The sequence below is a fragment of the Flavobacterium sp. UGB4466 genome, assembly GCF_903469665.1.
Taxonomy (GTDB): domain Bacteria; phylum Bacteroidota; class Bacteroidia; order Flavobacteriales; family Flavobacteriaceae; genus Flavobacterium; species Flavobacterium lipolyticum.
Map to the genome: position 1 here is coordinate 1 of NZ_CAGKLC010000003.1, position 23,865 is coordinate 23,865.

Genomic DNA, 23,865 nt, shown 5'->3' on the forward strand with positions numbered 1-23,865 from the left:
TTATTATTACACTGTCGTTTTTATTTGCAAATCTTGCAATTGGTCAGACGCACCAAATTACAAAACACAATGGAGAACAATTGGATGTTAATTTTATCAAACAGGAAAATGATTTAATTTATTATTCATTAGATAGGAGTAGAGAAGAACAGAAAATTAGCAAGTACGCAGTTTCACAATTGACCAATAAAGAAACAAAAGAAACTAAAAAAATTAGTGATAAAGTTCTGGTTGATTCTAAATCAGATTACAAATTGGTGACAGTTTTGTCTCAGGAGAAAACAGCCGGTTTGAAACAGGTGGCTAATTTTTCGGGAGTCTCCACTAAGACAAAAGGAGAGTCTCCACTTGCAAATCAGAAACAAACTGCGATGAGAATAAAAACAAAATCGGCTTCAAACGGATACCCATTTGTGAGCATTGTTGAAAAAGCAGATGGAAAGTATGAAGCAGTAGCTTATGCGTATTAAATTTTGTGTTAACTTTTATTAATTATCATCAAGTCAATATTTTATAGTTTAAAAAAAGAGTACCTTTATTAATCACTTAAATTAAATATTATGTCAAAGAATCTAAATACTGTAGCAGCAATCATAGGTGCTGCGGCCGCTGGTGCAGCGATTGGAATTTTATTTGCTCCCGATAAAGGATCTAAAACCCGTGCTAAACTTAAAGAAGGTTTAGATGATGCAGCTCATAATTTAAAAGATTCACTTTCAGCAAGTTCTGAAGTACTGCGTGAAAAGTTTACCCATGCAAAAGAAAATTTAGATGGAACTTATGGAGAGCTGCTTTCCAATATGAGTTATAAAACAGAAGAAGTAATTAGTTTTTTAGAAGCTAAACTGGCTGATTTAAAAGCACAAAACGCTAAACTTCAGAAATAATAATCCGGAAGCACAAAGCTTAGAATGATTTGTTGGATTGTTTCGGTTATTTTATTCTTAGAATAATCAAATGCCAATTTTGAATCATAAGTTTTGTGCTTCTTTTTTTAACCAAAACTACAACTATGGCTTTTGAAGAATTAAAAGAGAATACTGAAAATATTCAGGATCAGGCTAAAATTTATCTCGACAGTCATTTGGCCTACTATAAACTTTGGGGTTTTAAGGTCGCAATGAAATCGACCACTCTGATTTTTAAGTTTACTTTGATTTTATTGTGTGTTGGAATGGTATTACTTTTTGGATCTGTTGCAGCAGCATTCGCTTTTAGCAATTGGTTTGGAAGTTACACTTTGGGATTTCTAGCAGTAGGAGGGATCTATCTTTTGGCCACAATACTACTTTTCTTTGTAAAAGATAAGTTTGTAGAAGGACCAATTTTGGAGAAATTTTCAGAAATATTTTTTAATGATTAATTATGGAAACAAAAAAATATTCATCATACGCTGAAATCGAGAGAGATTTAGAAATTCTGAAATTGGAGAAAGATATTAATTACCAAAAATTAGTATTAAGTTTTCAAAAAACTAAGGAGTCTATAACACCACAAAATGTAATTAACGGAGTATTTTCTTCTTATAAAGAGTATTTCTTCAATTCGTATCCACAAATTTTACAATCCATTTTACCCTATATTATCAATTGGTTTATAAAAAGAAAAAGAGGCAAATAAGCCTCTTTTTCTTTTGTTAATTATTTTATTTCTGGTTGAATGTCATCTTCATAACCAGACTGTTGTGGTTCGATTGGTTTTATTTTCTCAATTTTTTTGTTCGTTTTTTTCATCATTTCACCAACCTGGTTAGAAGCTGTAAACGAGGCAACCATATTGTTGAGCATATCACTTCCGGCTTGAGGAGAATTTGGTAACAAGATTAGGTTCGAATTGGCATCAGCACCAATTGCCTGTAAGGTATCATAATGTTGTGTAACTACAATTAGGGCAGAAGCTTCCTGAGAATTGATACCAACATTGTTTAAAACTTCAACACTTTCTACAAGACCTCTGGCAATTTCACGACGCTGATCTGCAATACCTTGACCTTGTAAACGTTTACTTTCGGCTTCGGCTTTTGCTTTTGCAACGATTCTGATTCTGGAACTTTCAGCTTCAAATTCAGCAGCAGTTTTTTCTCTGTCAGCGGCGTTAATTCGGTTCATGGCATTTTTTACCTGAATGTCAGGATCAATATCAGTCACCAAAGTATTGATGATATCATAACCATAAGTAGTCATCGCTTCATTCAATTCTCTTTTTACGGCAATAGCAATGTCATCTTTTCTTTCAAAAACGTCATCCAGTTTTAGTTTAGGAACTTCGGCACGAACCACATCAAATACATAAGCAGTAATCTGATCGTGTGGATATTCTAACTTATAAAAAGCATCATATACTTTTTCCTGAATAACTTTGAATTGTACCGAAACTTTCATTTTTATGAAAACGTTGTCTCTGGTTTTGGTTTCAATAATAACATCTAACTGTTGTATTTTAAGATTAACACGTCCGGCCAATCGGTCAACCAAAGGAATTTTTAGTTGTAATCCTGAATTTCTTACGCTTAAAAATTTTCCAAATCTTTCTATAATTACCGACGATTGTTGTTTCACGGTAAAGAAGGAGGACATTAGTATAAAAAATGCCAGGACTAAAATGATAATAAATGCTGTACTCATGGTGATAATGATTTAGTTTTTATGATCTTCTAAAAATACAAATTATATGTTGATAATTGTTTATTAATTATTTTTCTAACGATTTTTAGTGTTAATTTATATATATATTTGCGCTCAAATTTAAACCAAAAACAAATTTATGAAAAGAATACTTTTTAGTATTGCCTTACTCTCTTCTGTTTATTTATCAGCCCAAACTGTTATTGTTGAGGAAAAATATGAAAAAAATAATGAACCTACTGGATTTAGATATCTTCCTAATTCAAAAAAGTTTGTAGTTTTTAAAGGAGAAAAGCTTTATTTAGGTGCTGTAACTCCTAGTACTATATTTTATATGACAAAATCTGGATATAGTTTTGATGAAAATGGCAGTAAATCTATTTTATTTGAAAATAAAAAATTAGCTAATTGTACTTTTTCAGTTAGCGAAAATTCTTTTAAAGCTTTAGGAGGAGATAAATTATCGAGTACAGGTATGCGTGAGTATTATTTAAATAATGTTTACAATAGTAGCATTTCATTCGACGACATTAAAAAAACAAATAGTTGTTATTTTGGACTTGTAAATGTTAGTAATCAATTTATGCCGAATGTTGGGCTATCTTTTGATGATGTTTTTTTTGAAAATCTTTTTTATAGTTCTTTTTCCGACTTTTATGATTTAGGATTAACAAATCAAAAGGGGAAGAATAATATTAATTTTGAAAAAGATGAAATTTATTTAGAGGTTTTTGATTTAAAATCCAAGCAAAAAAACAGAGTAAAATTAGAAACGCCTAAATTAGATTTGTTAAAAGGAAATTCATTAATAGAATCAACAAAAAAAGGTGTGACTTTTAGTTGTAAGCTGAAAGCAAATGATACTTTTGATATGGTGACAAAATCAATTTCAAAAGAACGTAATGAGAATATTATTTATAAAACAACTTATGATATTCAAGGTAAGAAGATTAAGGATGTAACAATGAAGCTAAATTTAAAAGATAATTTTTTTATTTTATCTTCCTGCGGTGCTGGTTATGTTGACAATTTTGCTTGGGATGTACAGGCAGTTAATAATTATTACGAAGATTCTAAGAATGGTGATATTTATGTTTATGGAATTTATAACAGTGAGAAATCTAGAATTCATAAAGGTTTTGATGCTGTTGGATTCTATATTTTTAAGTTTGATAAAGATGGAAATAAAATATGGGAATCTATTAATCCAATCAAAGACGAAAATTTTGAAGGTTTATGTTGTGGTTTAAACTTTAATCTTAATTTATTTGAATACAATGGAAAACTCCTTTTTACCAATTCTGCAGATGTATTCATGGAATTTTCTAATTATGCAGTTGTTGAAAAATCTTCAGGTAATGTATTGAAAATGAATAATGTAATTTATAATCGTACAACTAGTTATTTAAGAAGAAGAGCGTTTGTAAATAATTCATATGATAAAGTAGATATAAAAAATAAAGCATTCTCACCTGTTTCATTTGTTGCAATGGATCTTAGTCCGGCAATGAATAATTATTTAAAAACCATTCCAAGTAAGGGAAATGCAGTTTATTTTGAAACCATATTTTCTGATCAGGGAATATGGTTGATAGAAACGGATAATGAAGAATATTATAAAGTTCTTTTGTTTAAAGACTAAAAAAAAGCTCCCAATTTTGGGAGCTTTTTTGTTTTATAAAGTCGAAATTGCTTTTTGAATTCTCGAAATAGTTTCTTCTTTTCCAATGATTTCAACAATGTCAAATAGGTGAGGACCTTTTAGTGCTCCAACCAAACTAAGTCTGAAAGGCTGCATGACTTTCCCCATACCAATTTCATTTTTAGTCAGCCAGTCTTTTACAATGGTTTCAATATTGGCTGAAGTAAAATCTTCAATATTTTCTACAACCGAAATTAATTCTTGCATTAAAGCAGGTGTCTCTTCCTTCCAGTTTTTACTTGCTTTTTCATCATAAGACGTAGGTGCCTGAAAAAAGAAATCTGTTAAATCCCAAAATTCTGAAACAAAATTAGCTCGTTCTTTAATCAGTGAAACAATTCTTGTAAGCTTTGCAATGTCTTCCTGAGCGGAGACGAAGGAAGAGAAGCCTTTTTCTTCTAAAATAGAAGAGAAACTTTTTGCTAAATCGGCATCATTTTGTTGGATAAGATGCTGGTGATTGAACCATTTGTTTTTCTCAGGATCGAATTTTGCTCCCGCTTTATGAACTCTGTTCAAATCAAAAGAGGCTACTAATTCTTCTAGAGAAAATATTTCCTTGTCCGTTCCGTCGTTCCATCCTAACAAAGCCAGGAAGTTTACAACTGCTTCCGGGAAAAATCCTTTTTCTCTGTAGCCGGATGAAATGCTTTCTTCCGTTTTCCATTCCAACGGAAACACAGGAAATCCTAATTTGTCACCGTCTCTTTTAGATAATTTTCCGTTTCCAACCGGTTTTAAAATCAAAGGTAAGTGTGCAAATTCAGGAGCATCCCAGCCAAAAGCTCTGTACAATAAAACGTGAAGAGGCATAGAAGGTAACCATTCTTCACCACGAATTACATGTGAAGTTTCCATTAAATGATCATCTACAATATTGGCTAAGTGATATGTTGGCATTCCGTCGCTTTTGAATAATACTTTATCATCCAATAAATTGGTTTCAAATTTTACATCACCACGAATAATATCTTTTAAATGTAAAGTTTCATCAACCGGAGTTTTAAAACGAATGACATAATGCTCGCCATTGGCAATTCTTGCAGCAGCTTCATCTGCAGAAATTACCAAAGAAGTATCCAACTTTTCACGGTTATGATGATTGTATATAAACGTTTTTCCTTCAGCTTCGTGTTGCTTTCTGTGTGCATCCAGTGCTTCCGGAGTATCAAATGCATAATATGCCCAGCCAGATTGGATCAATTGATCGGCATATTTTTGGTATATTTCTTTACGATCGCTTTGTCTGTACGGACCAAATTTTTCATTTTTTCCAACCGTTTCTTCAGGAGCAATTCCTAACCATTCCAGCGCTTCCATAATATAAGCTTCAGCACCTGGAACAAAACGAGTCTGATCTGTATCTTCAATTCTCAGATAAAAAACACCGTTATGTTTTTTTGCAAATAAATAATTAAATAGAGCAGTACGAACACCGCCAATATGTAATGGTCCAGTTGGACTTGGTGCAAAACGCACACGAACTTGCTTTGACATTTGTTTAAATTTTGATGCAAAGATACGGTTTATGATTTTAGATTTAAGAATGTCGATTTTAGATTTTTGCCTCCTGAAAGCTTAGAACCTTAGTAACTTAGAATCTTAGAAGGTATTATTAAAATTACTACTTTTATAGGTTATAAATAAAAGAGATTCATTTTGAAAACAACATCTGCCATATATCAAAAATTAGAAGCATTTATAAAAAAATATTATACGAATGAATTGATAAAAGGAGGACTTCTTTTTATGGGTTTTGGATTATTGTATTTTCTTTTGACACTTTTTATTGAGTATTTTCTATGGTTGAAACCATTTGGAAGAACCGTATTGTTTTGGTTATTTATTGGAGTAGAAGTTTTTCTTTTGTTTCGATTTATTTTATTCCCCGTTTTTAAGTTATTCAAACTTCAGAAAGGAATAGATTACAATCAGGCTTCGGCTATTATTGGAAACCATTTTACGGAGGTAAGTGATAAGCTGACTAACTTTTTGCAATTATCGGCTTCAGGCAATACAGCCGAAAGTTCGGAATTAATGCTGGCTTCAATAGAACAAAAAGCCAATTCTTTACAGCCGATTCCATTTGGAAATGCGATCAATTTTAACAATAATAAAAAGTATTTGCCATTAGCAATCGTTCCGGTTTTGCTTTTTGCCGTGTTTTATATTTCAGGAAACAGTACTATTATTTCACAAAGTTTAAATAGAGTAGTGCATTTTAATGCTACCTTTTTGCCTCCGGCACCTTTTAAATTTGTTGTTCTAAATCAGAATTTACAAACCGAACAAAACAAAGATTTTGTTATCAAGATGGAATCTGTTGGGAAGATCGTTCCTGAAAATGTTATGATTCATGTAGGGAATGAAAGTTATTTTATGGAATCTTCTCAACCGGGAAAGTTTGAATTCAAAGTTGAAAAGCCAGTTGAAAATGTTTCTTTCTCTTTTGAAGGTAATACAGTTTCATCAGAAGAATACGAATTGAAAGTGATCACAGTTCCATCAATTGCGAACTTTGAGATGGTACTTAATTTTCCATCTTACTTAAAAAAGAAAGCTGAAATTATTCAGGGAACAGGTAATGCAATCCTACCTGAAGGAACTTTGGTAACCTGGAAAATGAAAACACAATCTACTCAGGAGATCGTTTGGAAGGGCGAAAATTCAATTTTTAAGTTTAATAGAGACCAAAATGAGTTTAAATTGGCTAAAAACATAAGTCAAAATACAGAATATCAAATTCTTACCTCGAATAATAAGGTCAAAAACTACGAAAAACTGGATTATCAGCTCTCAGTGATCAAAGATCAGCACCCATCAATTCATGTAGCACCAGCTCCGGATAGTTTGAAGTTAGATAAAAATTATGTTCTGGGTAGGTTAGGGGATGATTATGGTTTGTCTAAATTACAGGTTGTTTATTATGAAAGAAACAAACCTAACACTGCCAAGCGTGGAACAATACCTGTGAAGTCAGGAGTATTTGATCAGTTTGTTTTTAACTTTCCAAGCAATCTGGCAGTGCAGGAGGGAGTATCTTATGAATACTATTTTGAAGTTTTTGATAACGATGCACCACATGGTTTTAAAAGTACAAAGTCTTCTGTGTTTTCTGATCGTGTTGCTACCACTGATGAAATTCATGATAAGGAATTGCAACAGCAGAATGAGAACATTAATAGTTTAGAGAAGTCTTTAAAGAATCAAACCAAACAGTTTTCTGAGATGGACAAGATTCAGAAAGCCGGTAAAGAGAAAGAGAATTTAGAGTTTAAAGATCAGCAAAAAGTAAATGATTTTATCAAGCGTCAGAAACAACAAGACGAGTTGATGAAACAATTTACAGAGAAAATGAATAAAAATCTGGACAAGTTTCAATTGGATAAGAAAGATAAAACAGCTGAAGATTTGCAAAAGAGATTAGACAATGCTGAAAAGGATCTGGAGAAAAACCAGAAGTTAATGGAGGAATTGAAGAATCTAAATGACAAATTGAATAGCGAAGATCTGTTTGATAAGATGGAAAAGTTCAAACAGATTAGTAAAAACCAATCCCGTAATTTAGAACAATTGGTTGAATTGACCAAGCGTTTTTATGTATCCAAGAAAGCAGAGCAAGTTGCTGAAAAGTTAAACAAGCTTGCAGACAAACAAGAGCAGCTTTCAAATAAAGACAAAGAAAATACGCAGGACAAACAAGAAGATATCAATAAAGATTTTGATAAAATTCAGGAAGATTTGAAGAATCTGAAAGAAGAAAACAAAACATTAAAAGCTCCACTAGACATTCCGAATGATGCTTCGAAGGAGAAAGACGTGAAGAATGATTTGCAGAAAGCTTCAGAAGACTTGAGTAAAAAGAATTCTTCGTCAGCTAAACCAAAACAAAAGAGTGCTGCTAAAAAAATGAAAAGTATGGCAGAACAAATGGATGCCGGTATGGAAAGTGGCGAACAAGAACAAATGGAAGAAGATGTAGCAATGCTTCGTCAGATTCTGGATAATCTTTTAGCCTATTCTTTGTCGCAGGAAGATGTGATGAAACAATTTAGAACAATGAAATTGGGTTCGTCAGCGTACACGAAGAACATTAAAATTCAGCAAAATTTGAAACAACAGTTCAGATATGTGGATGACAGTTTGTTTGCTTTATCACTTCGTAACCCTAAAGTTGCCGAAGACGTAACCAAAGAAATTGGAAATGTACAGTACAATATTGATAAAGCTATTGAAAGTTTAAGCGATGTTCAGGTTCCAAAAGGAGTATCGCATCAGCAATATGCAGTTTCTTCTGCAAATAAGTTGGCAGATTTTTTGAGTGATTTATTAAATAATATGCAGATGTCTATGTCGAAACCGGGATCTGGAAAACCAAAACCGGGTGATGGACAAGGAATGCAATTACCGGATATTATCCAAAAACAAAAAGGTTTAGGAGATAAGATGAAAGAAGGTATGAAGTCTGGCAGTAAACCGGGAGATAAACCTGGGGATAAACCTGGGGATAAATCCGGTGAAAAAATGGGTGATAAACCGGGCGATGGAAAAAGTGGTGAAGGCAAAGAAAGTAATGGAAAGGATGGTAAAGGTAAAAATGGTGATGGTAAAACCGGTCAGGGGAATAAAAATGGAGGTCAAAGTAATGGGCAGGTGAAGGATAATGATGGGGAAGGAGATGCTGAAGCAATCATGGAAATTTATAAAGAACAAGTAAAATTACGTGAAGCCTTGCAAAAAGAACTTGCTAAAAAAGGATTAGACTCTGAGGGTAAATCTGTAATCGATCAGATGAAAGCTTCCGAAAAGCAAATTTTGAATAAAGGTTTTAAGAATGAGAACTTGCAACGTATCCTTAATATTCAGCAAGAATTACTAAAGTTAAACAACGCAGTTCAGCAACAAGGACAAGATAAGAAGCGTCAATCTGAAACCAATAAGACTGAATTTCCTAATAGAACAAACGCGTTGCCGAGTTCGTTACTGGAATATTTAAACAGTGTGGAGATATTAAACAGACAATCACTACCTTTGCGCTCGAATTTTAATCAAAAAGTTCAAGAATATTTTAATACAAAATGATCAATTTTAATTACGAAACCGAATTTACTTTAGACAACGAACAAGCTTTTTCTGACTGGTTAAGTGCTGTTATCGTTTCTGAAAACAAAAACGAAGGAGAGATAAATTACATTTTCTGTGATGATGAGTATCTTCATAAGATTAATGTAGAGTATCTAAATCATGATACGTTAACAGATATAATCAGTTTTGATTATACAGTTGGTAACGAACTCAACGGAGATATTTTTGTTTCTGTTGAAAGAGTTGAAGACAATGCTAAAGATTTTAATGTTTCTTTTACTGAAGAATTGAAGAGAGTTTTAGCACACGGCATATTACATTACTGTGGATATAAAGATAAAAGTGATGCTGAAGCTGAATTAATGCGATCTAAAGAAGATGAAAAGATTGCGATGTTTCACGTGGAACAGTAGATAAATTACCTTTTTTTAATTCAGTTTTACATGTTCCACGTGAAACATAATAGAGTAGAAGAGGGTGATTAAATTAAAGTGTTTCACGTGGAACATGAAAAAAAAAAGTTTTTTTCTGTGTATAAAAGAACCGAATGTTCCACGTGGAACGATTGTTTTTTGATAAAGAATGGTTTTAGATTGTTTCACGTGAAACAATATTTTTTGAGAATTATAGGGATTTAGTATGGGGAAAGTTTTTAGAATTGAAGAGAGTTTCTAGTTCAAGTTTCGAAACAGAAAGCTTCTAACCTGAAACCTGAAACTTGAAACCTGAAACTTGAAACTTGAAACCTGAAACTTGAAACTTGAAACCTGAAAAAGAAAAACCACGTTCCACGTGGAACAAAAGAAAAGAAAATTAATTCTGAGAACCGCCTTAAACGGTTTGAAGAGAATAATAAAACAAAATGTTTTTAGAAGAATACGATGTTATTGTAGTTGGTGCTGGTCATGCAGGATCTGAGGCCGCGGCAGCGGCAGCAAATCTGGGATCCAAAACTTTATTGGTTACAATGAGTTTGCAGAACATCGCACAGATGTCTTGTAATCCTGCGATGGGAGGAATTGCAAAAGGACAGATCGTGCGAGAGATTGATGCGTTGGGTGGATACTCAGGAATTGTTTCTGACCGAACGGCCATTCAATTTAAGATGTTGAATAAATCGAAAGGACCGGCAATGTGGTCGCCAAGAGTTCAAAGTGATCGAATGCGTTTTGCTGAAGAATGGAGAATGATGTTGGAGGGAACTCCAAATTTGGATTTCTACCAAGAGATGGTCAAAGGTTTGATTATTGAGGATGGGAAGATAAAAGGAATCAAAACTTCGTTGGGAGTTGAGATTCGTTCTAAGTCTGTTGTTTTGACAAACGGAACTTTTTTGAATGGTTTAATTCATATTGGAGAAAAACAGTTTGGAGGAGGACGAGCAGGAGAAAGTGCTGCAACAGGAATTACTGAGGATTTAGTTCGTGCCGGTTTCGAAGCTGGAAGAATGAAAACGGGAACGCCACCACGAGTGGATGGACGTTCTTTGGATTATTCTAATATGAACGAAGAGAAAGGTGATGCAAAGCCGGATAAGTTTTCTTATTCTGATTTGACTTCACCGTTAACACATCAGCGTTCTTGTTACATGACGTATACGTCATTGGATGTTCACGATATTTTGAGAGATGGTTTTGATCGTTCGCCAATGTTTAACGGAAGAATCAAAAGTCTTGGTCCAAGATACTGTCCTTCGATAGAAGATAAAATTAATCGTTTCGCCGATAAAGAGCGTCATCAATTATTTGTGGAACCGGAAGGGTGGAATACTTGCGAAGTGTATGTGAATGGATTTTCAACTTCACTTCCGGAAGATATTCAGTTTAAAGCATTGCGTTCTGTAGCCGGTTTTGAGAATGTGAAATTCTTCCGTCCGGGTTATGCGATCGAGTATGACTATTTCCCACCGACACAATTGAAACATACCTTGGAAACAAAATTAGTGGAAGGATTGTATTTCGCCGGACAGATCAATGGAACTACCGGATATGAAGAAGCCGCTTCTCAAGGTTTGATGGCGGGAATAAATGCACATTTGAAAGTACATGAAAAAGCGCCGTTGATTTTGAAACGTGATGAAGCTTATATCGGAGTATTGATTGATGATTTGATTACGAAAGGAACAGAAGAACCTTATCGTATGTTTACATCAAGAGCAGAGTATAGAACTTTGTTGCGTCAGGATAATGCCGATTTTAGATTGACGCCAATGTCGCACGAAATTGGTCTTGCTTCTGAAAAGCGTTTACGCCGAATGGAAAAGAAATTAAGCGAGTCTGAAAAGATGGTGGCCTTTTTTAGAGAGACCAGTGTTTCTGTTGCAGAAACAAATCCTATTTTAGAAGCTAAAGAAACCGCTCCAATTTCACAGGGAGATAAAATGTTTAAAGTTTTCTCTCGTCCTCAAATTGATTTAGACGATATGCTTAAGTTTGAAAAAGTGAAAGCGTATGTGGAAGAAAATAATCTGGATCAGGAAATTTTGGAGCAGGCAGAAATTCAGGTGAAGTATTCCGGTTATATCGAAAAGGAAAGAAATAATGCGGATAAACTAACTCGTTTGGAAGAAGTGAAAATACCGGAGAATTTCGATTACGATAAAATTAAATCAATGTCGATTGAAGCCAAACAAAAGTTAAGCAAGATTCGTCCTGTAACTATTTCTCAGGCTTCAAGAATAAGCGGAGTTTCTCCAAGTGATATTTCTGTTTTGTTAATTTACATGGGAAGATAAAAAAAGAGACGTGCCAATAGGTGCGTCTTTATTTGTTTTGATTTTCTTTGTTTCAAGTTTCAAGTTTCAAGTTTTGAGTTTCAAGTTTTGAGTTTCAAGTTTGAGGTTTCAAGTTTGAGGTTTCAAGTTTGAGGTTTCAAGTTTGAGGTTTCAAGTTTGAGGTTTCAAGTTTTGAGTTTGGGATTTGAATTTTATTACGTTGGATTGTTTTAAGAGAAAGTGATCTGAAATAAATAAATGTTCCACGTGAAACTACTTTGATAAGTCTTGCTAAACTTGAAGAAAATCGTAAAACTATTTAAAAAAAAATCTGTGAGATGCGTAGTAAAGCATTTCAAATTAATTAATACTTGTTGCATTAGTATTTTTGATGCAACATTTGCGTTGCCAAATTCTATTAAAAACCTATAATTAAAAATGAACGTTTTAAACAAAAAACATTTTCTTTCTGTAAAAGACCATTCTGTATCTAAAGAAATTTTTGATCTGTATTACGATGAAACTTTAGATATGTTAATTACTTCTCCACAACCCGATTTAGAAAATCTTGGAAGATATTACGAAAGCGAAGATTATATTTCTCATACCGACAATAAAAGATCTTTGTTTGAAAAAGCCTATCACTTTGTAAAAAGTATTGCTTTAAAAAATAAACTGAATTTGATTAATGGTGAACAATCTCAAAAAGGCAGAATTTTAGATATTGGTGCCGGAACCGGAGATTTTTTATTGACAGCAAAAAATGATGGTTGGGAAACAGTTGGAGTGGAACCAAGCGAGAGAGCAAAAAATATTGCGATAGAAAAAGGAATTTCTTTTGTAAACGGAATTGATGCTCTTGAAAATAATTCTTTTGATGTCATTACCATGTGGCACGTTTTAGAACATGTACCAAATTTGGAATTGCAAATTCGGGAATTGAAAAGATTATTAAAACCAACTGGAACTTTAATTGTGGCGGTTCCAAATTTCAAATCGTTTGATGCAAAATATTACAATGAATTTTGGGCAGCTTATGATGTGCCAATTCACTTTTGGCATTTCTCGAAAAAAGCTATTCAGTCTCTTTTTGGAAAAGTAGATATGAAATTAGAAAAAGTGCTTCCGATGAGATTCGATTCATTTTACGTTAGTCTTTTATCGGAAAAATACAAAACGGGAAAAATGAATTTCGTTAAGGCCTTTTTTATTGGTTTGCGATCAAATTTAAAAGCATCGGGAACAAAAGAGTATTCATCACACATTTATGTCTTAAAAAACAGCTAAAACGTAAAATAAGCGCATTTAAGGCGTTTTCTAAGGGAATATGAGGGTTTGTGTCGTCTTTTTTAATAAATCGCCTTAAATAAAAGCTATGAAAGCCGCTTTTAATAGTGAGATTTTATGGTAAAATGCCAGTCCATAAATAAAATTAATGCAGTAAAAATGGAGCATTTTTTTAGAAATTTTGGTATTTCTTTTTAGAAATTCGAGTTTTTAGAAAAGTGCTTCTTTTTTTTGCTAAGTTTTGTTTCGTGAATGTAAAAAATAATAAATATTTTTTTTGACTGGATTAATTTTATGGGTTTGCGATCAGATGAAGCGCAACGGTAAAAAAAGAACAATTCTTAACGGATTTACGCTTTCAATCACCCTAAAACTTGAAATAAGCTTGTTTAAGGGGTTTTCTGATGATAGGTGAGTATTTGTGTTGTTGTTTCTGAGAAAACGTCTTAAAAAAAGGCTGTGAAAGTCATTTTTAATAATGATATTTTATGGTAAAAATCTCCTCAATAAATAAAACTAATATCATAAAATTATAGCATTTTTTAAACTTTATGTTGATGCTATTTATTTTTTTATATTTTTGTCTTCATTCAATACAATAAAAAAAATAGAGATTTAAAAAAATGAAAAAAGCATTAGTAATTATCGCACTTTCAATTTTCGCTGTTTCATGTAGTGACAAAACTGCGGAAGTTAAGGAAGTAAAAACAGCTTACGTAGATACTTCAGTTTTAATGAAAGAATACACTGAAGCAAAAGACCTTGAAGCTAAATACAAAGCTCAGGCAGAAGAAAAAGGAAGACAACTACAAGCTGAGATTACACGTTTTAAACAAGACGCTGCTAATTTTCAAAGTCAGGCACAAGCAAACGGTCAGGCGTGGGCACAACAAAGAGGTGCTGAATTGCAAAAAAGAGAACAACAATTGGGTTATGCACAACAAGCTTTGTCTCAACAATTACAACAGGAAAGCGGTGTTGAAATGGATTCTTTGGTAAGTGGAGTGAAGAAATTCATCAAAGATTACGGTAAGAAAAACGGTTATTCTTATATCTATGGTACTGGAGATGCTGCTTCAATTTTGTATGCTGAAGAGAAATTCGATATCACAAAAGATATCGTTAAAGCTTTGAATGACAAATATAAAGCGACTCCAAAAACAGAAGAAAAACCAGCTGTAAAAGAGGAAGCTAAAAAATAATACCAAACTAACTAACTAAATTTAAAAACCTAAATCTGTCAAGATTTAGGTTTTTTCTTTTATAAAAATACGATACTTTTAGCTCTCAATTTACGCCTAATGCAAAACGTTTCAGAAGCAGCAGCTTATACTTTACAATTCATTAATCAAACGCAAAAATCTATTTTCCTGACCGGTAAAGCGGGGACCGGGAAGACTACACTTTTGCGTGAAATTATTGCCACTACGCATAAAAATACTGTGGTTGTGGCTCCAACCGGAATTGCGGCGCTGAATGCCGGAGGTGTTACGATTCACTCGATGTTTCAGTTACCATTTTCAGCCTTTATTCCATCATACGAAGAGGCTTCTCAGTTTACTGAAACAGTGAAGTTTGAGAATAAGGAAACTTTACGTCGACACTTTAAAATGAATAATGTGAAGCGTAACGTAATCAGGAATATGGAGCTTTTGATTATCGATGAAGTCAGTATGTTACGCGCTGATCTGTTGGATGCCATTGATTTTATGATGCAGACCGTACGCAAAAGTACCCGTGCTTTTGGTGGTGTTCAGGTACTTTTTATTGGCGATTTGTTACAGCTTCCGCCGGTTATCAGAGATGAAGAATGGCGAACTTTGCGCAATTATTACAAAGGAAAATTCTTTTTTCATTCGCATGTAATTCAGCAATATCCGCCGTTATATATTGAATTATCAAAGATTTATCGTCAGTCAGATGATACTTTTATTTCGGTTTTGAATAATCTTCGAAACAATCAGATTACACCTCAGGATATTCAGGTTTTAAATGAATATGTGAAACCTGATTTTGACTTAAAAAATAATCCCGGATATATTACACTTACCACGCATAATGCCAAAGCCGATTCGATTAATGAGCAGGCAATTGGCGATTTAGCCGGAAATGAATTCGCTTATCAGCCGTTTATTGTGGGGGATTTTCCGGAGAAAATTTTTCCGGTTGAGGAAAATCTAAAGCTTAAAGTGGGTGCTCAGGTTATGTTTGTCAAAAATGATTTGTCTTTTGAAAAGCGTTATTTCAACGGAAAAATGGGCGTTGTAAAGTCACTTTCGGCCGAAGAAATATTCATACATTTTCCTGAGGAGGATAAAACCATTGAAGTTGAAAAGTACGAATGGAAAAATATCCGATACAAAGTAAACGATCTCACCAAAGAAGTTGAAGAAGAAGTTTTGGGCACATTTGCACATTATCCACTTAAGCTGGCATGGGCAATTACGGTGCATAAAAGCCAGGGGTTAACTTTTGAGAAAGCTGCGCTCGATGTATCGCAAGTTTTCTTACCCGGGCAAGCCTATGTAGCATTATCGCGTTTAACGTCCTTAAACGGGCTTATTTTGTTGTCTCCGCTGCAAATGAATGGTATTTCGAACGATCAGGATGTGATGGATTATGCTTTGAACAAAGCAAGCGAAGAAGTTTTGAAAAACTCCTTGCATTTTGAAACTAAAAATTTTATTCATAACTATTTGATTAGTAGTTTTAATTGGGCTGATTTGGCTCAGGAATGGCGCAATCACCGTTTTAGTTATAACGAAAATGCAGTTGCTTCTGAAAAATCAAAGCATGCTGCGTGGGCACATAAGCGTTTAGAAATAATAGATTCGTTAGCAGATCCTGCACAAAAATTCGTTAATCAGCTTAATAAAATTTTCAATAAAGAAACTGTCGATCTCTTTTTTGTACAGGAAAGGGTAGTGGCAGCTTATGATTATTTTTTTAAACCAATGGACAAACTGGTTACGGATCTTTTGAATAAAATGGCCGAAATTCAGAAATTTAAAAAAGTAAAAGAGTTCTACGAAGAGCTCGCTTTTTTGGATGATTTGCAAACAAAAGCTGTTTTGCGCTTAATGAAGGCCAAATTACTCATCGAAATTGTCGTGACAGGTGAAACCATCTGTAAAGAGAAATTGTCGTCTACAGCGATTAAAAACTACAAATTTGACAAGGTTGCAAAGATCCGCGAGGAATTTAATATGTCGAACACTGATATTTTTAAATCTGAAGAACCTACAGTGCGTTATACAGCACGCAAATTAGATAAAAGCACACCAAAGGCCGAGAAGAAAACAACCATCGAAGAAACCCATGATTTATGGCTGGAGAAAAATTCGGTTCAGGATATTGCCCGAATTCGTAAACTTACTGTGCAAACAGTTGAAATGCATTTGGTTAAACTAATTCAGGCTAAAAAAGTGGAGATATCCGATGTTTTACCGTATGATAAAATTCTGGCCTTGCGTGAAGCTTTCGAGTTTTATAGCGAAGAATCCTTAAGTCCGCTAAAGGAAAAGTATGGTGATGAATTTACGTGGGATGAGTTGAAGATGTTTAAAGCGAGCATTAACTGATTTTTAGATTTTTAGATTGTTAGATTGTTAGATTGTTAGATTGTTAGATTGTTAGATTGTTAGATTGTTAGATTGTTAGATTGTTAGATTGTGGAATTTGGAGGTTCTGATGAAATTTTGGAATCTACTATAAAAACATTATGTAAAATAGAAAATATGAAAAAGTTACTTTACATTCTCTTCATAGGCATTGCGATTCAAAATACGTCAGGTCAGGACCTGAAACCCGAATATCAGAAGTTTGTTAAAAAATTTATTGATAATGTAAAAAATGATAGAAAAGAGGCTGTAGCCGAAGCTATTAAATACCCTTTAAGAAGAGATAATCCAATTCCGTCTATCAAGAATAAAGCAGAGCTTGTAAAAAGATATGCTGAAATTTTTGATACTGAACTGAAAGCCGAAATTTCACAATCGGATGCGACAAAAGATTGGTCAGAAGTGGGCTGGCGTGGCATAATGCTAAATCAGGGAACTTTGTGGATGGATACTGACGGAAAAGTTTTCTCAATAAATTATCAGTCAAAAGTGGAAAGTGATCTCAAAAACAAATTGATAGCTTCTGAGAAAAGTAAACTTCACCCATCGATTGCAAAGTTTAAAGAGCCACAAATTATCATAGAAACATCTAAATTTAGAGTTCGAATTGATGACTTAGGAAATGATACTTACAGATATGCTTCATGGTCAATAAATCAATCGATGAGCGAAAAACCGGATTTAATCATTACCAATGGAAAATGGTTTCACGATGGAACAGGAGGTAACAACCATTACGATTTTAAAAAAGGAAATTACTTGTACCAGTGTTATATTACAGTTTTAGGTACAAAAGATTCAGCACCAGCTAATTTAACCATTTATCAAAACGGAAAAGAAATCCTTAATCAGGATGCTAAAATTGTTCCACGTTAAACATTATCCTATTTCGAAAGAATGGGATTTTTTGTTTTATTACCCCATTTCAATTCGGTTACAACTATTATAAATTAGTTATATTTGATCGTAATTGTCGGATTAATAATTAATTAAAAATATTTAAGATGAAAAGAAGCAACATATTTTTAGTAGTATTATTTTTTTGCAGTGGGTTTATAGTTGCCCAGGATTCGAAAATCGATTATCAGAAATTGGTTAAAAAGTTCATTGAAAATGTCAAAAATGATAAGAAAGAAGCGATTGCTGATGCGGTGGTTTATCCGTTAGAGCGAGTATATCCTATACCCGATATTGCAAATAAGGCAGATTTTATAAAACGATATTCTGAAATTTTTGATACTCTGTTAAAAAACGAAATTATAAAATCGACGCCGGAAAAGGGCTGGACAGATATGGGTTTGCGCGGAATTATGTTAATTCATGGCAACATTTGGCTTGATACTGAAGGACGTTTAACGGCCGTGAATTATCAATCGAAAGCCGAAATAGAACTTAAAAACAAACTAATTGCGTCGCAAAAGAAAAACCTGGATCCTAGTATTGCTTTTTTTCAAGATCCGGTTTGTATTCTGGAGACTTCTAAATTTAAAATTAGAATCGATCATTTAGGTTTTAATAACTATCGATATGCATCGTGGTCCATTCAAAAGGAAATGACTGAAAAGCCTGATTTAGTGATTAATGGTGGAGTTTTAGTCGTTGAAGGTATTGGCGGTAATCACCAGTATGAATTTAAAAAGGATGGGGATGTTTATGAGTGTGCCATTATCGTTTTTGGGGAAAAGAATTCTCCTCCGGCAAGACTGAAAATATATAAAGGGAAGAAAGTAATTCTTTCGCAGGATGCAGAAATAATAGCGAACTAAAAAAGCCCATTCCGAAGAACAGGCTTTTTTTAGTTTTATAAAGGTTGTACGAGAATCCAGGCATCCGGATTTTCTCCTTTTTGTATTTCTTTCTGTGCTTTTTCGGCTTCAGCCATTGTAGCATAGCTGCCGTAGAGAACAGGGAATAATCCGTGTTTGTTTTCGCCTAGCATTCTGGCTTCGTAACCATCTTTTACTAATTGATTATAAGCTTTTCTGGCATTTTTTTCGCTTCTGTATGCACCGGCCATAATGTGGTAAGGCATTGTTTTTTCAGCAGCTGTTTCTACATTTGTTGTATCTACTGAGAGAGTTACAGCAGGCATAGGGTTCTGGATAAAGAAAGTCGCTTCCTGAATTTTGTTTTCTACTTTTTTCTGTACACTGCTTTCTACAACAAGTGTTTTGGCGGCGATTTGATTTTGATATAAAGGATATCCGATACTTCCTGTAATTCCAAGTCCTAAGACTAGTATCGCAGCATATTTCAAAAGTGGATTTGTTGTTCTTCCTTCTTCATTTTCGTATAATGAAATTGCATCTCCTTCCGAAATTTCCTCTATTTTTCGCTCGAAATTCTCTTTTTTGACTAGTGGGGAAACAAATGGACTTAGTCCAAAAGAACTTGTTAGGAAATTAGTTTGATCATTAGGAGTGAATACCATTTTCTGATCAGCATTATATCGAATTTCACCAATATTTTTAAGTGCTACAACACCATTTTCTTCTAGTGTTTTTTTCCAGCTCACGACTTCAAAAGCAATGGCGCTTACTGCAAAACCGTAAGAAGTTTTTTCAGCCTGTGCGATATGATTTGCCAACAATCCATCATTGTTTTTTAGATAACCGTTGAAAGAGATCATTTTTGTCGGTGGAAAGAAAGAATTTGTGCTTTCATTCAGCTTTGCCGATTGAATTTCTGTTAAAAATGCTCCAAACCCTGGAACCGTTACACACTGATAACGATACAGTAACTGTGCTATGTAATTTTCGATTTTCATAGTAACAAAGTTACAACTACAGAATACTTATCAAAATGTTATTCACAATTTTTATTAACAATTGCTTTATTTTTATAGACAATTCTTTTTCAAATAGTTAATAGGTAGTGTTTAAGTCTTGTAGGATTTGAAACAATATTTATATTTAAATTTAACAGGATTAGACTTTCTTTTTATGATATTTGTGTTTCGTATTTGAGGTTTTATTCTTTCTTATTTTACATAATATTTTACACGGATGCCGGATCAGGATTTATTCTATTTATTAGCCTTATTAAAAGTCGATGGAGTTGGAGATATAATGGCTAAAAAGCTGCTTAATTATTTTGGCAGTGCAGAAGCTGTTTTTAAAAGTAAGGGAAGTCAAATGGCTGCTATTGATGGTGTTGGATCGGTTTTGTTACAGAATTTTAAGGATAAATCGGTTTTCGAAAAAGCGAATCAGGAAATGGAATTTATGAAATCTGGTGGCGTTAAAGTGTCTTTTTTTAAAGAGGATGGCTATCCGGAACGCTTAAAACATTGTATTGATTCTCCTGTGCTGATTTTTACCTCTGGAAATATAAATTTAGCAAATAAACGAATAATTAGTATTGTGGGAACGCGCCAGATTACCTCTTATGGAACGGAGTTTTGCCGAAATTTAATAGAAGAACTGGCACCTCTCGATCCGGTAATCGTAAGCGGTTTTGCCTATGGTGTAGATATCGTAGCACATCAGCGGGCGATGGATTTTAACTTGCAAACTATTGGAGTTCTGGCACATGGTCTCAATCAGATTTACCCAAAATCGCATAAGAAGTATATGGTTCCAATGGAAGAAAATGGTGGTTTTATAACCGAGTTTTGGAGTACATCAAATCCCGATAAAGAAAATTTTGTTCGTAGAAACCGTATTGTGGCGGGTATGACTGAAGCAACAATTGTAATAGAATCTGCTGAAAAAGGAGGGTCGCTGATTACCGCCAATCTTGCTAATGATTACAATCGTGATGTTTTTGCCGTTCCCGGACGTGTGACAGACAAATACAGTCAGGGTTGCAATAATCTCATTAAAACACAACGTGCCAATGTATTAACAAGTGCCGCAGATTTAGTTTATATGCTGAACTGGAATGTGGAAACAAAGGCAAAACCGGTTCAAAAACAGCTCTTTATTCATTTGGAAACGGAGGAACAAAAGGTGTATGATTTTTTGCTAAAAAACGGTAAAGAATTGTTGGATATTATTGCGCTGCAGTGTGATTTTCCTATATATAAAATTTCGGGAATTCTCTTAAATATGGAACTGAAAGGAGTCATTCGACCCTTGCCGGGAAAATTGTTTGAGGCCGTTTAATTTGGATTAAACCTGACAGGTTTTTAAAACCCGTCAGGTTTAGATGTTTATTTACTAAATCCCAGAACTTCTCTTACTTTGGCTAAAACACCATCGGCAATTACGGAAGCTTTTGAAGCGCCTTTTTTCAGTAGGTTATCTACTTCATCAAGGTTGTTCATGAAGTAAGTATATTTTTCTCTTTCGGTTTTAAACTTTTCTATAATCAGTTCAAACAAAGCTTGTTTGGCGTGACCGTAACCATAGTTTCCTCCTAAATAGTTGGCTCTCATTTCGGCGATTTGTGCTTCAGTTCCCAGCAGGGAATAAATGGCGAAAGCATTACAGGTATCCGGGTTTTTAGGTTCTTCAAGTGGCGTACTATCGGTTTCAATACTCATCACCTGCTTGCGAATTGTTTTATCGTCAAGGAAAATATTGATCAGATTGTTAGCTGATTTACTCATTTTTCCACCGTTTGTTCCCGGAATCAGTTTGCCGTCTTCCTGGATTTTTGCCTCTGGAATCACAAAGGTTTCTCCCATTTGGTGGTTGAAACGTGAAGCGACATCACGAGTGATTTCTAAATGCTGTAATTGATCTTTACCAACCGGTACAAATTCGGCATCATACAATAAAATATCGGCGGCCATTAACATCGGATACGTAAAAAGTCCGGCGTTAACATCGTCTAAACGATCCGCTTTATCTTTAAACGAATGTGCGAGAGTCAGACGCTGAAAAGGAAAAAAGCAGCTTAAATACCAGGTTAATTCTGTCGTTTGTACCACATCAGATTGTCTGTAAAAGGTTACTTTATCAGGATTTAAACCACAGGCTAGCCAGGCGGCAGCAGTGCTGTAAGTGTTTTCTCTAAGAGTTTTACCGTCTTTAATTTGTGTAATCGAATGTAAATCAGCAATAAATAAAAAGGATTCATTTGCCGGATTGTTTGATAATTCGATTGCAGGAATAATTGCTCCCAATAAATTGCCTAAGTGTGGCGTTCCAGTACTCTGAACACCGGTCAGTATTTTTGCCATTCTCGTTTTTTCTTATTACTAAATGCAAAGTTCGTTTTTTTAGAGCAAAGTGTGTAATTTTTTTTAGTTTCTAATTATTTTAACCACAGAGAACACAAAGTTTTTCACAGAGTTTGCGAAGGATTTAACTTTAATGAATGTTAAATTTTTTGAAGTTCACAAAGGGAATGGGTATGTATTAATCGTTAATAACCCTTCGTATACCATTTTTTAGAAGAATTTCATTGAAGTTTATAAGTAAGCCTAGTTTGTATTTTCCAAGTTTTAAGTATGTTAAAGTTTGGGCTAAATGAATTGTGGTTAATGATTCTACACTTTTTATTTCGACTACAAATTTTTTCTCCACCAATAAATCAACACGATAACCGCAATCTAGTTTTACTTCTTCAAAAATTAGAGGCATCGCTTTTTCTTTTTCTACAGAAAGACCATGTTGTTTAATTTTATAAAATAAACATTCTTTATATGCATTTTCAAGTAAACCAGGACCGAGTGCTTTGTGAACCTGAATTGCTAGTCCGATTATAATTGTAGATATTTCATTCTCTGTCATAATATCAAATTTAATACTTATTTCCTTATAATTAATTAAATTTTAACCATAGAGATAGAAAGTTTTTCGTAGAGAAAGGGAAGTTAGATCTAAAAAAATTTAACTTAAAATCTGTTAACTTAGAAAAAGCTTTTCTATTTAAAAAACTCTGTAAACTCTGTGAAAGACTTTGTGTTCTCTGTGGTAAAAAACACGAGCGTAAATTCTTTTTGTAGAATTCATTTCTGATTTATTACATTTGAAACCATGAAAGGATTAAAAGTTGTTTTTTGGGTTTTATGGCGTATATGGTTTTATATTTTAATGGCCATTCCGATATTGATTATGCTGCCGTTTTTGCTAGTTTCTATAGCGTCAGAGAAGGGTTACCCCTATTTTTTTAAAATGGCCCGCATTTGGGCTAAATTTATCCTTTTCGGGATGGGTTTTTATTATAAAGTCGAACGTGAAGAGAAGCTGGTTCGAAATAAGAGCTATATGATCGTAGCCAATCATACTTCGATGACCGATATTATGCTAATGCTGGCTCTCGTTAAAAATCCGTTTGTTTTTGTGGGAAAGAAAGAGCTTTCAAAGATTCCTTTGTTTGGGTTTTTCTACAAAAGAACCTGTATTTTGGTTGATCGAACTTCTTCGAAAAGTAAAAATGAGGTTTTTAAAAGAGCGCAAAATAGGTTAAATCAAGGACTTAGTATTTGTATTTTTCCTGAAGGCGGAGTTCCTGACGATGAATCTATTTTACTGGATGAGTTTAAGGACGGTGCTTTTCGTCTGGCGATTGAGCACCAAATTCCGATCGTTCCCATTGTTTTTGCGGATAACAAGGAAAGATTTTCATATACTTTTTTCAGTGGAAGTCCTGGAAAAATGCGTGCAAAGGTACTTCCTTTTGTTGCTACAGAAGGATTGGCAGCTGACCATAGAAAAGAACTGCGAGATCAGGTGAGACAAATGATTTATAAAGATTTACTGAAGTTTAAAAATAAAGAAAAGTAACTCATTTTAAGGATAAAACCCGGCAAAATTGAAAATTGCCGGGTTTTCTTTTGAATTAAAATTACTCCATTTTATATTCAATAATGCTTATCTATGAATTATTTTTTCAGAAATAAAACGCAATACTTTTCTTAATTTCAGTTTGGTTTTTTTACGG

Annotated in this window: 20 protein-coding genes; 15 read left to right on the top strand and 5 right to left on the bottom strand. The window is 33.8% G+C overall.

Features of this window, described 5'->3' with window-relative positions; translation table 11 throughout:
• Nucleotides 1–2 precede the first annotated feature (2 nt).
• From JO950_RS01340 to JO950_RS01355, 4 genes are all read left to right on the top strand, one after another.
• Entirely contained in the window at nucleotides 3–470 is a 468-nt protein-coding gene (locus tag JO950_RS01340) for a hypothetical protein (RefSeq protein WP_202700713.1), read from the top strand.
• A 90-nt stretch (nucleotides 471–560) separates the two neighbouring features.
• Entirely contained in the window at nucleotides 561–887 is a 327-nt protein-coding gene (locus JO950_RS01345; protein ID WP_017495752.1) for a YtxH domain-containing protein, read from the top strand.
• Between the two features lie 125 nt (nucleotides 888–1,012).
• Entirely contained in the window at nucleotides 1,013–1,363 is a 351-nt protein-coding gene (locus tag JO950_RS01350; protein WP_202700714.1) for a competence protein, read from the top strand.
• 2 nt (nucleotides 1,364–1,365) lie between these two features.
• Nucleotides 1,366–1,620 carry a DUF6327 family protein gene (locus JO950_RS01355; RefSeq protein WP_202700715.1) on the top strand — a complete coding sequence of 85 codons (255 nt, stop codon included), beginning with the start codon at nucleotides 1,366–1,368 and terminating at the stop codon, nucleotides 1,618–1,620.
• Between the two features lie 20 nt (nucleotides 1,621–1,640).
• On the opposite strand, the gene JO950_RS01360 is transcribed toward JO950_RS01355, so the two are convergent.
• Nucleotides 1,641–2,624 (bottom strand): SPFH domain-containing protein, encoded by a 984-nt coding sequence (locus JO950_RS01360; protein ID WP_202700716.1) that lies wholly within the window; start codon nucleotides 2,622–2,624, stop codon nucleotides 1,641–1,643.
• Nucleotides 2,625–2,763: 139 nt separating this feature from the next.
• Between JO950_RS01360 and JO950_RS01365 the strand changes: the two genes are divergently transcribed.
• Entirely contained in the window at nucleotides 2,764–4,266 is a 1,503-nt protein-coding gene (locus JO950_RS01365; RefSeq protein WP_202700717.1) for a hypothetical protein, read from the top strand.
• Nucleotides 4,267–4,299: 33 nt separating this feature from the next.
• Here the strand turns inward: JO950_RS01365 and gltX are convergent, their stop codons facing one another.
• Nucleotides 4,300–5,823 (bottom strand): glutamate--tRNA ligase, encoded by a 1,524-nt coding sequence (gene gltX / locus JO950_RS01370; protein ID WP_202700718.1) that lies wholly within the window; start codon nucleotides 5,821–5,823, stop codon nucleotides 4,300–4,302.
• A 162-nt stretch (nucleotides 5,824–5,985) separates the two neighbouring features.
• Between gltX and JO950_RS01375 the strand changes: the two genes are divergently transcribed.
• The 8 genes from JO950_RS01375 (at nucleotide 5,986) to JO950_RS01410 (ending at nucleotide 18,797) form a co-directional block, all read left to right on the top strand.
• Nucleotides 5,986–9,408 (top strand): hypothetical protein, encoded by a 3,423-nt coding sequence (locus JO950_RS01375; RefSeq protein ID WP_202700719.1) that lies wholly within the window; start codon nucleotides 5,986–5,988, stop codon nucleotides 9,406–9,408.
• A complete protein-coding gene (ybeY, locus tag JO950_RS01380; RefSeq protein ID WP_017495758.1) occupies nucleotides 9,405–9,824 on the top strand; it encodes an rRNA maturation RNase YbeY in 420 nt (139 codons plus the stop codon). The genes JO950_RS01375 and ybeY overlap by 4 nt, the downstream gene beginning before the upstream one ends.
• Before the next feature lie 449 nt (nucleotides 9,825–10,273).
• Nucleotides 10,274–12,145 carry a tRNA uridine-5-carboxymethylaminomethyl(34) synthesis enzyme MnmG gene (mnmG, locus tag JO950_RS01385; protein ID WP_202700720.1) on the top strand — a complete coding sequence of 624 codons (1,872 nt, stop codon included), beginning with the start codon at nucleotides 10,274–10,276 and terminating at the stop codon, nucleotides 12,143–12,145.
• A 417-nt stretch (nucleotides 12,146–12,562) separates the two neighbouring features.
• The gene (locus JO950_RS01390; RefSeq protein ID WP_202700721.1) at nucleotides 12,563–13,411 is read left to right on the top strand and encodes a bifunctional 2-polyprenyl-6-hydroxyphenol methylase/3-demethylubiquinol 3-O-methyltransferase UbiG; all 849 of its coding nucleotides are present in this window, start codon (nucleotides 12,563–12,565) and stop codon (nucleotides 13,409–13,411) included.
• A gap of 623 nt (nucleotides 13,412–14,034) precedes the next feature.
• The gene (locus tag JO950_RS01395) at nucleotides 14,035–14,613 is read left to right on the top strand and encodes an OmpH family outer membrane protein (RefSeq protein ID WP_202700722.1); all 579 of its coding nucleotides are present in this window, start codon (nucleotides 14,035–14,037) and stop codon (nucleotides 14,611–14,613) included.
• A 99-nt stretch (nucleotides 14,614–14,712) separates the two neighbouring features.
• Nucleotides 14,713–16,992: a helix-turn-helix domain-containing protein gene (locus JO950_RS01400; RefSeq protein WP_202700723.1), complete on the top strand. Its 2,280-nt coding sequence runs from the start codon at nucleotides 14,713–14,715 to the stop codon at nucleotides 16,990–16,992.
• Nucleotides 16,993–17,148: 156 nt separating this feature from the next.
• On the top strand, nucleotides 17,149–17,907 hold the full coding sequence (locus JO950_RS01405; RefSeq protein WP_237732256.1) for a hypothetical protein: 759 nt from the start codon (nucleotides 17,149–17,151) through the stop codon (nucleotides 17,905–17,907).
• A gap of 128 nt (nucleotides 17,908–18,035) precedes the next feature.
• Nucleotides 18,036–18,797: a hypothetical protein gene (locus JO950_RS01410; RefSeq protein ID WP_202700725.1), complete on the top strand. Its 762-nt coding sequence runs from the start codon at nucleotides 18,036–18,038 to the stop codon at nucleotides 18,795–18,797.
• Nucleotides 18,798–18,832: 35 nt separating this feature from the next.
• Here the strand turns inward: JO950_RS01410 and JO950_RS01415 are convergent, their stop codons facing one another.
• Nucleotides 18,833–19,798, bottom strand: a complete 966-nt coding sequence (locus tag JO950_RS01415; RefSeq protein WP_017495765.1) for an SPOR domain-containing protein — start codon at nucleotides 19,796–19,798, stop codon at nucleotides 18,833–18,835.
• A gap of 238 nt (nucleotides 19,799–20,036) precedes the next feature.
• Between JO950_RS01415 and dprA the strand changes: the two genes are divergently transcribed.
• Complete coding sequence (gene dprA / locus JO950_RS01420; protein WP_202700726.1) at nucleotides 20,037–21,137, top strand: DNA-processing protein DprA; 1,101 nt, start codon at nucleotides 20,037–20,039, stop codon at nucleotides 21,135–21,137.
• Nucleotides 21,138–21,184: 47 nt separating this feature from the next.
• Here dprA and trpS read toward each other — a convergent pair whose 3' ends face one another.
• Together trpS and JO950_RS01430 are read right to left on the bottom strand one after the other, a co-directional pair.
• Nucleotides 21,185–22,159, bottom strand: coding sequence for a tryptophan--tRNA ligase (gene trpS / locus JO950_RS01425; protein WP_202700727.1), 975 nt, complete (start codon nucleotides 22,157–22,159; stop codon nucleotides 21,185–21,187).
• A gap of 178 nt (nucleotides 22,160–22,337) precedes the next feature.
• Nucleotides 22,338–22,712 (bottom strand): GxxExxY protein, encoded by a 375-nt coding sequence (locus JO950_RS01430; RefSeq protein ID WP_202700728.1) that lies wholly within the window; start codon nucleotides 22,710–22,712, stop codon nucleotides 22,338–22,340.
• 246 nt (nucleotides 22,713–22,958) lie between these two features.
• Between JO950_RS01430 and JO950_RS01435 the strand changes: the two genes are divergently transcribed.
• Nucleotides 22,959–23,708, top strand: a complete 750-nt coding sequence (locus tag JO950_RS01435; RefSeq protein ID WP_202700729.1) for a 1-acyl-sn-glycerol-3-phosphate acyltransferase — start codon at nucleotides 22,959–22,961, stop codon at nucleotides 23,706–23,708.
• Nucleotides 23,709–23,865: the final 157 nt, after the last annotated feature.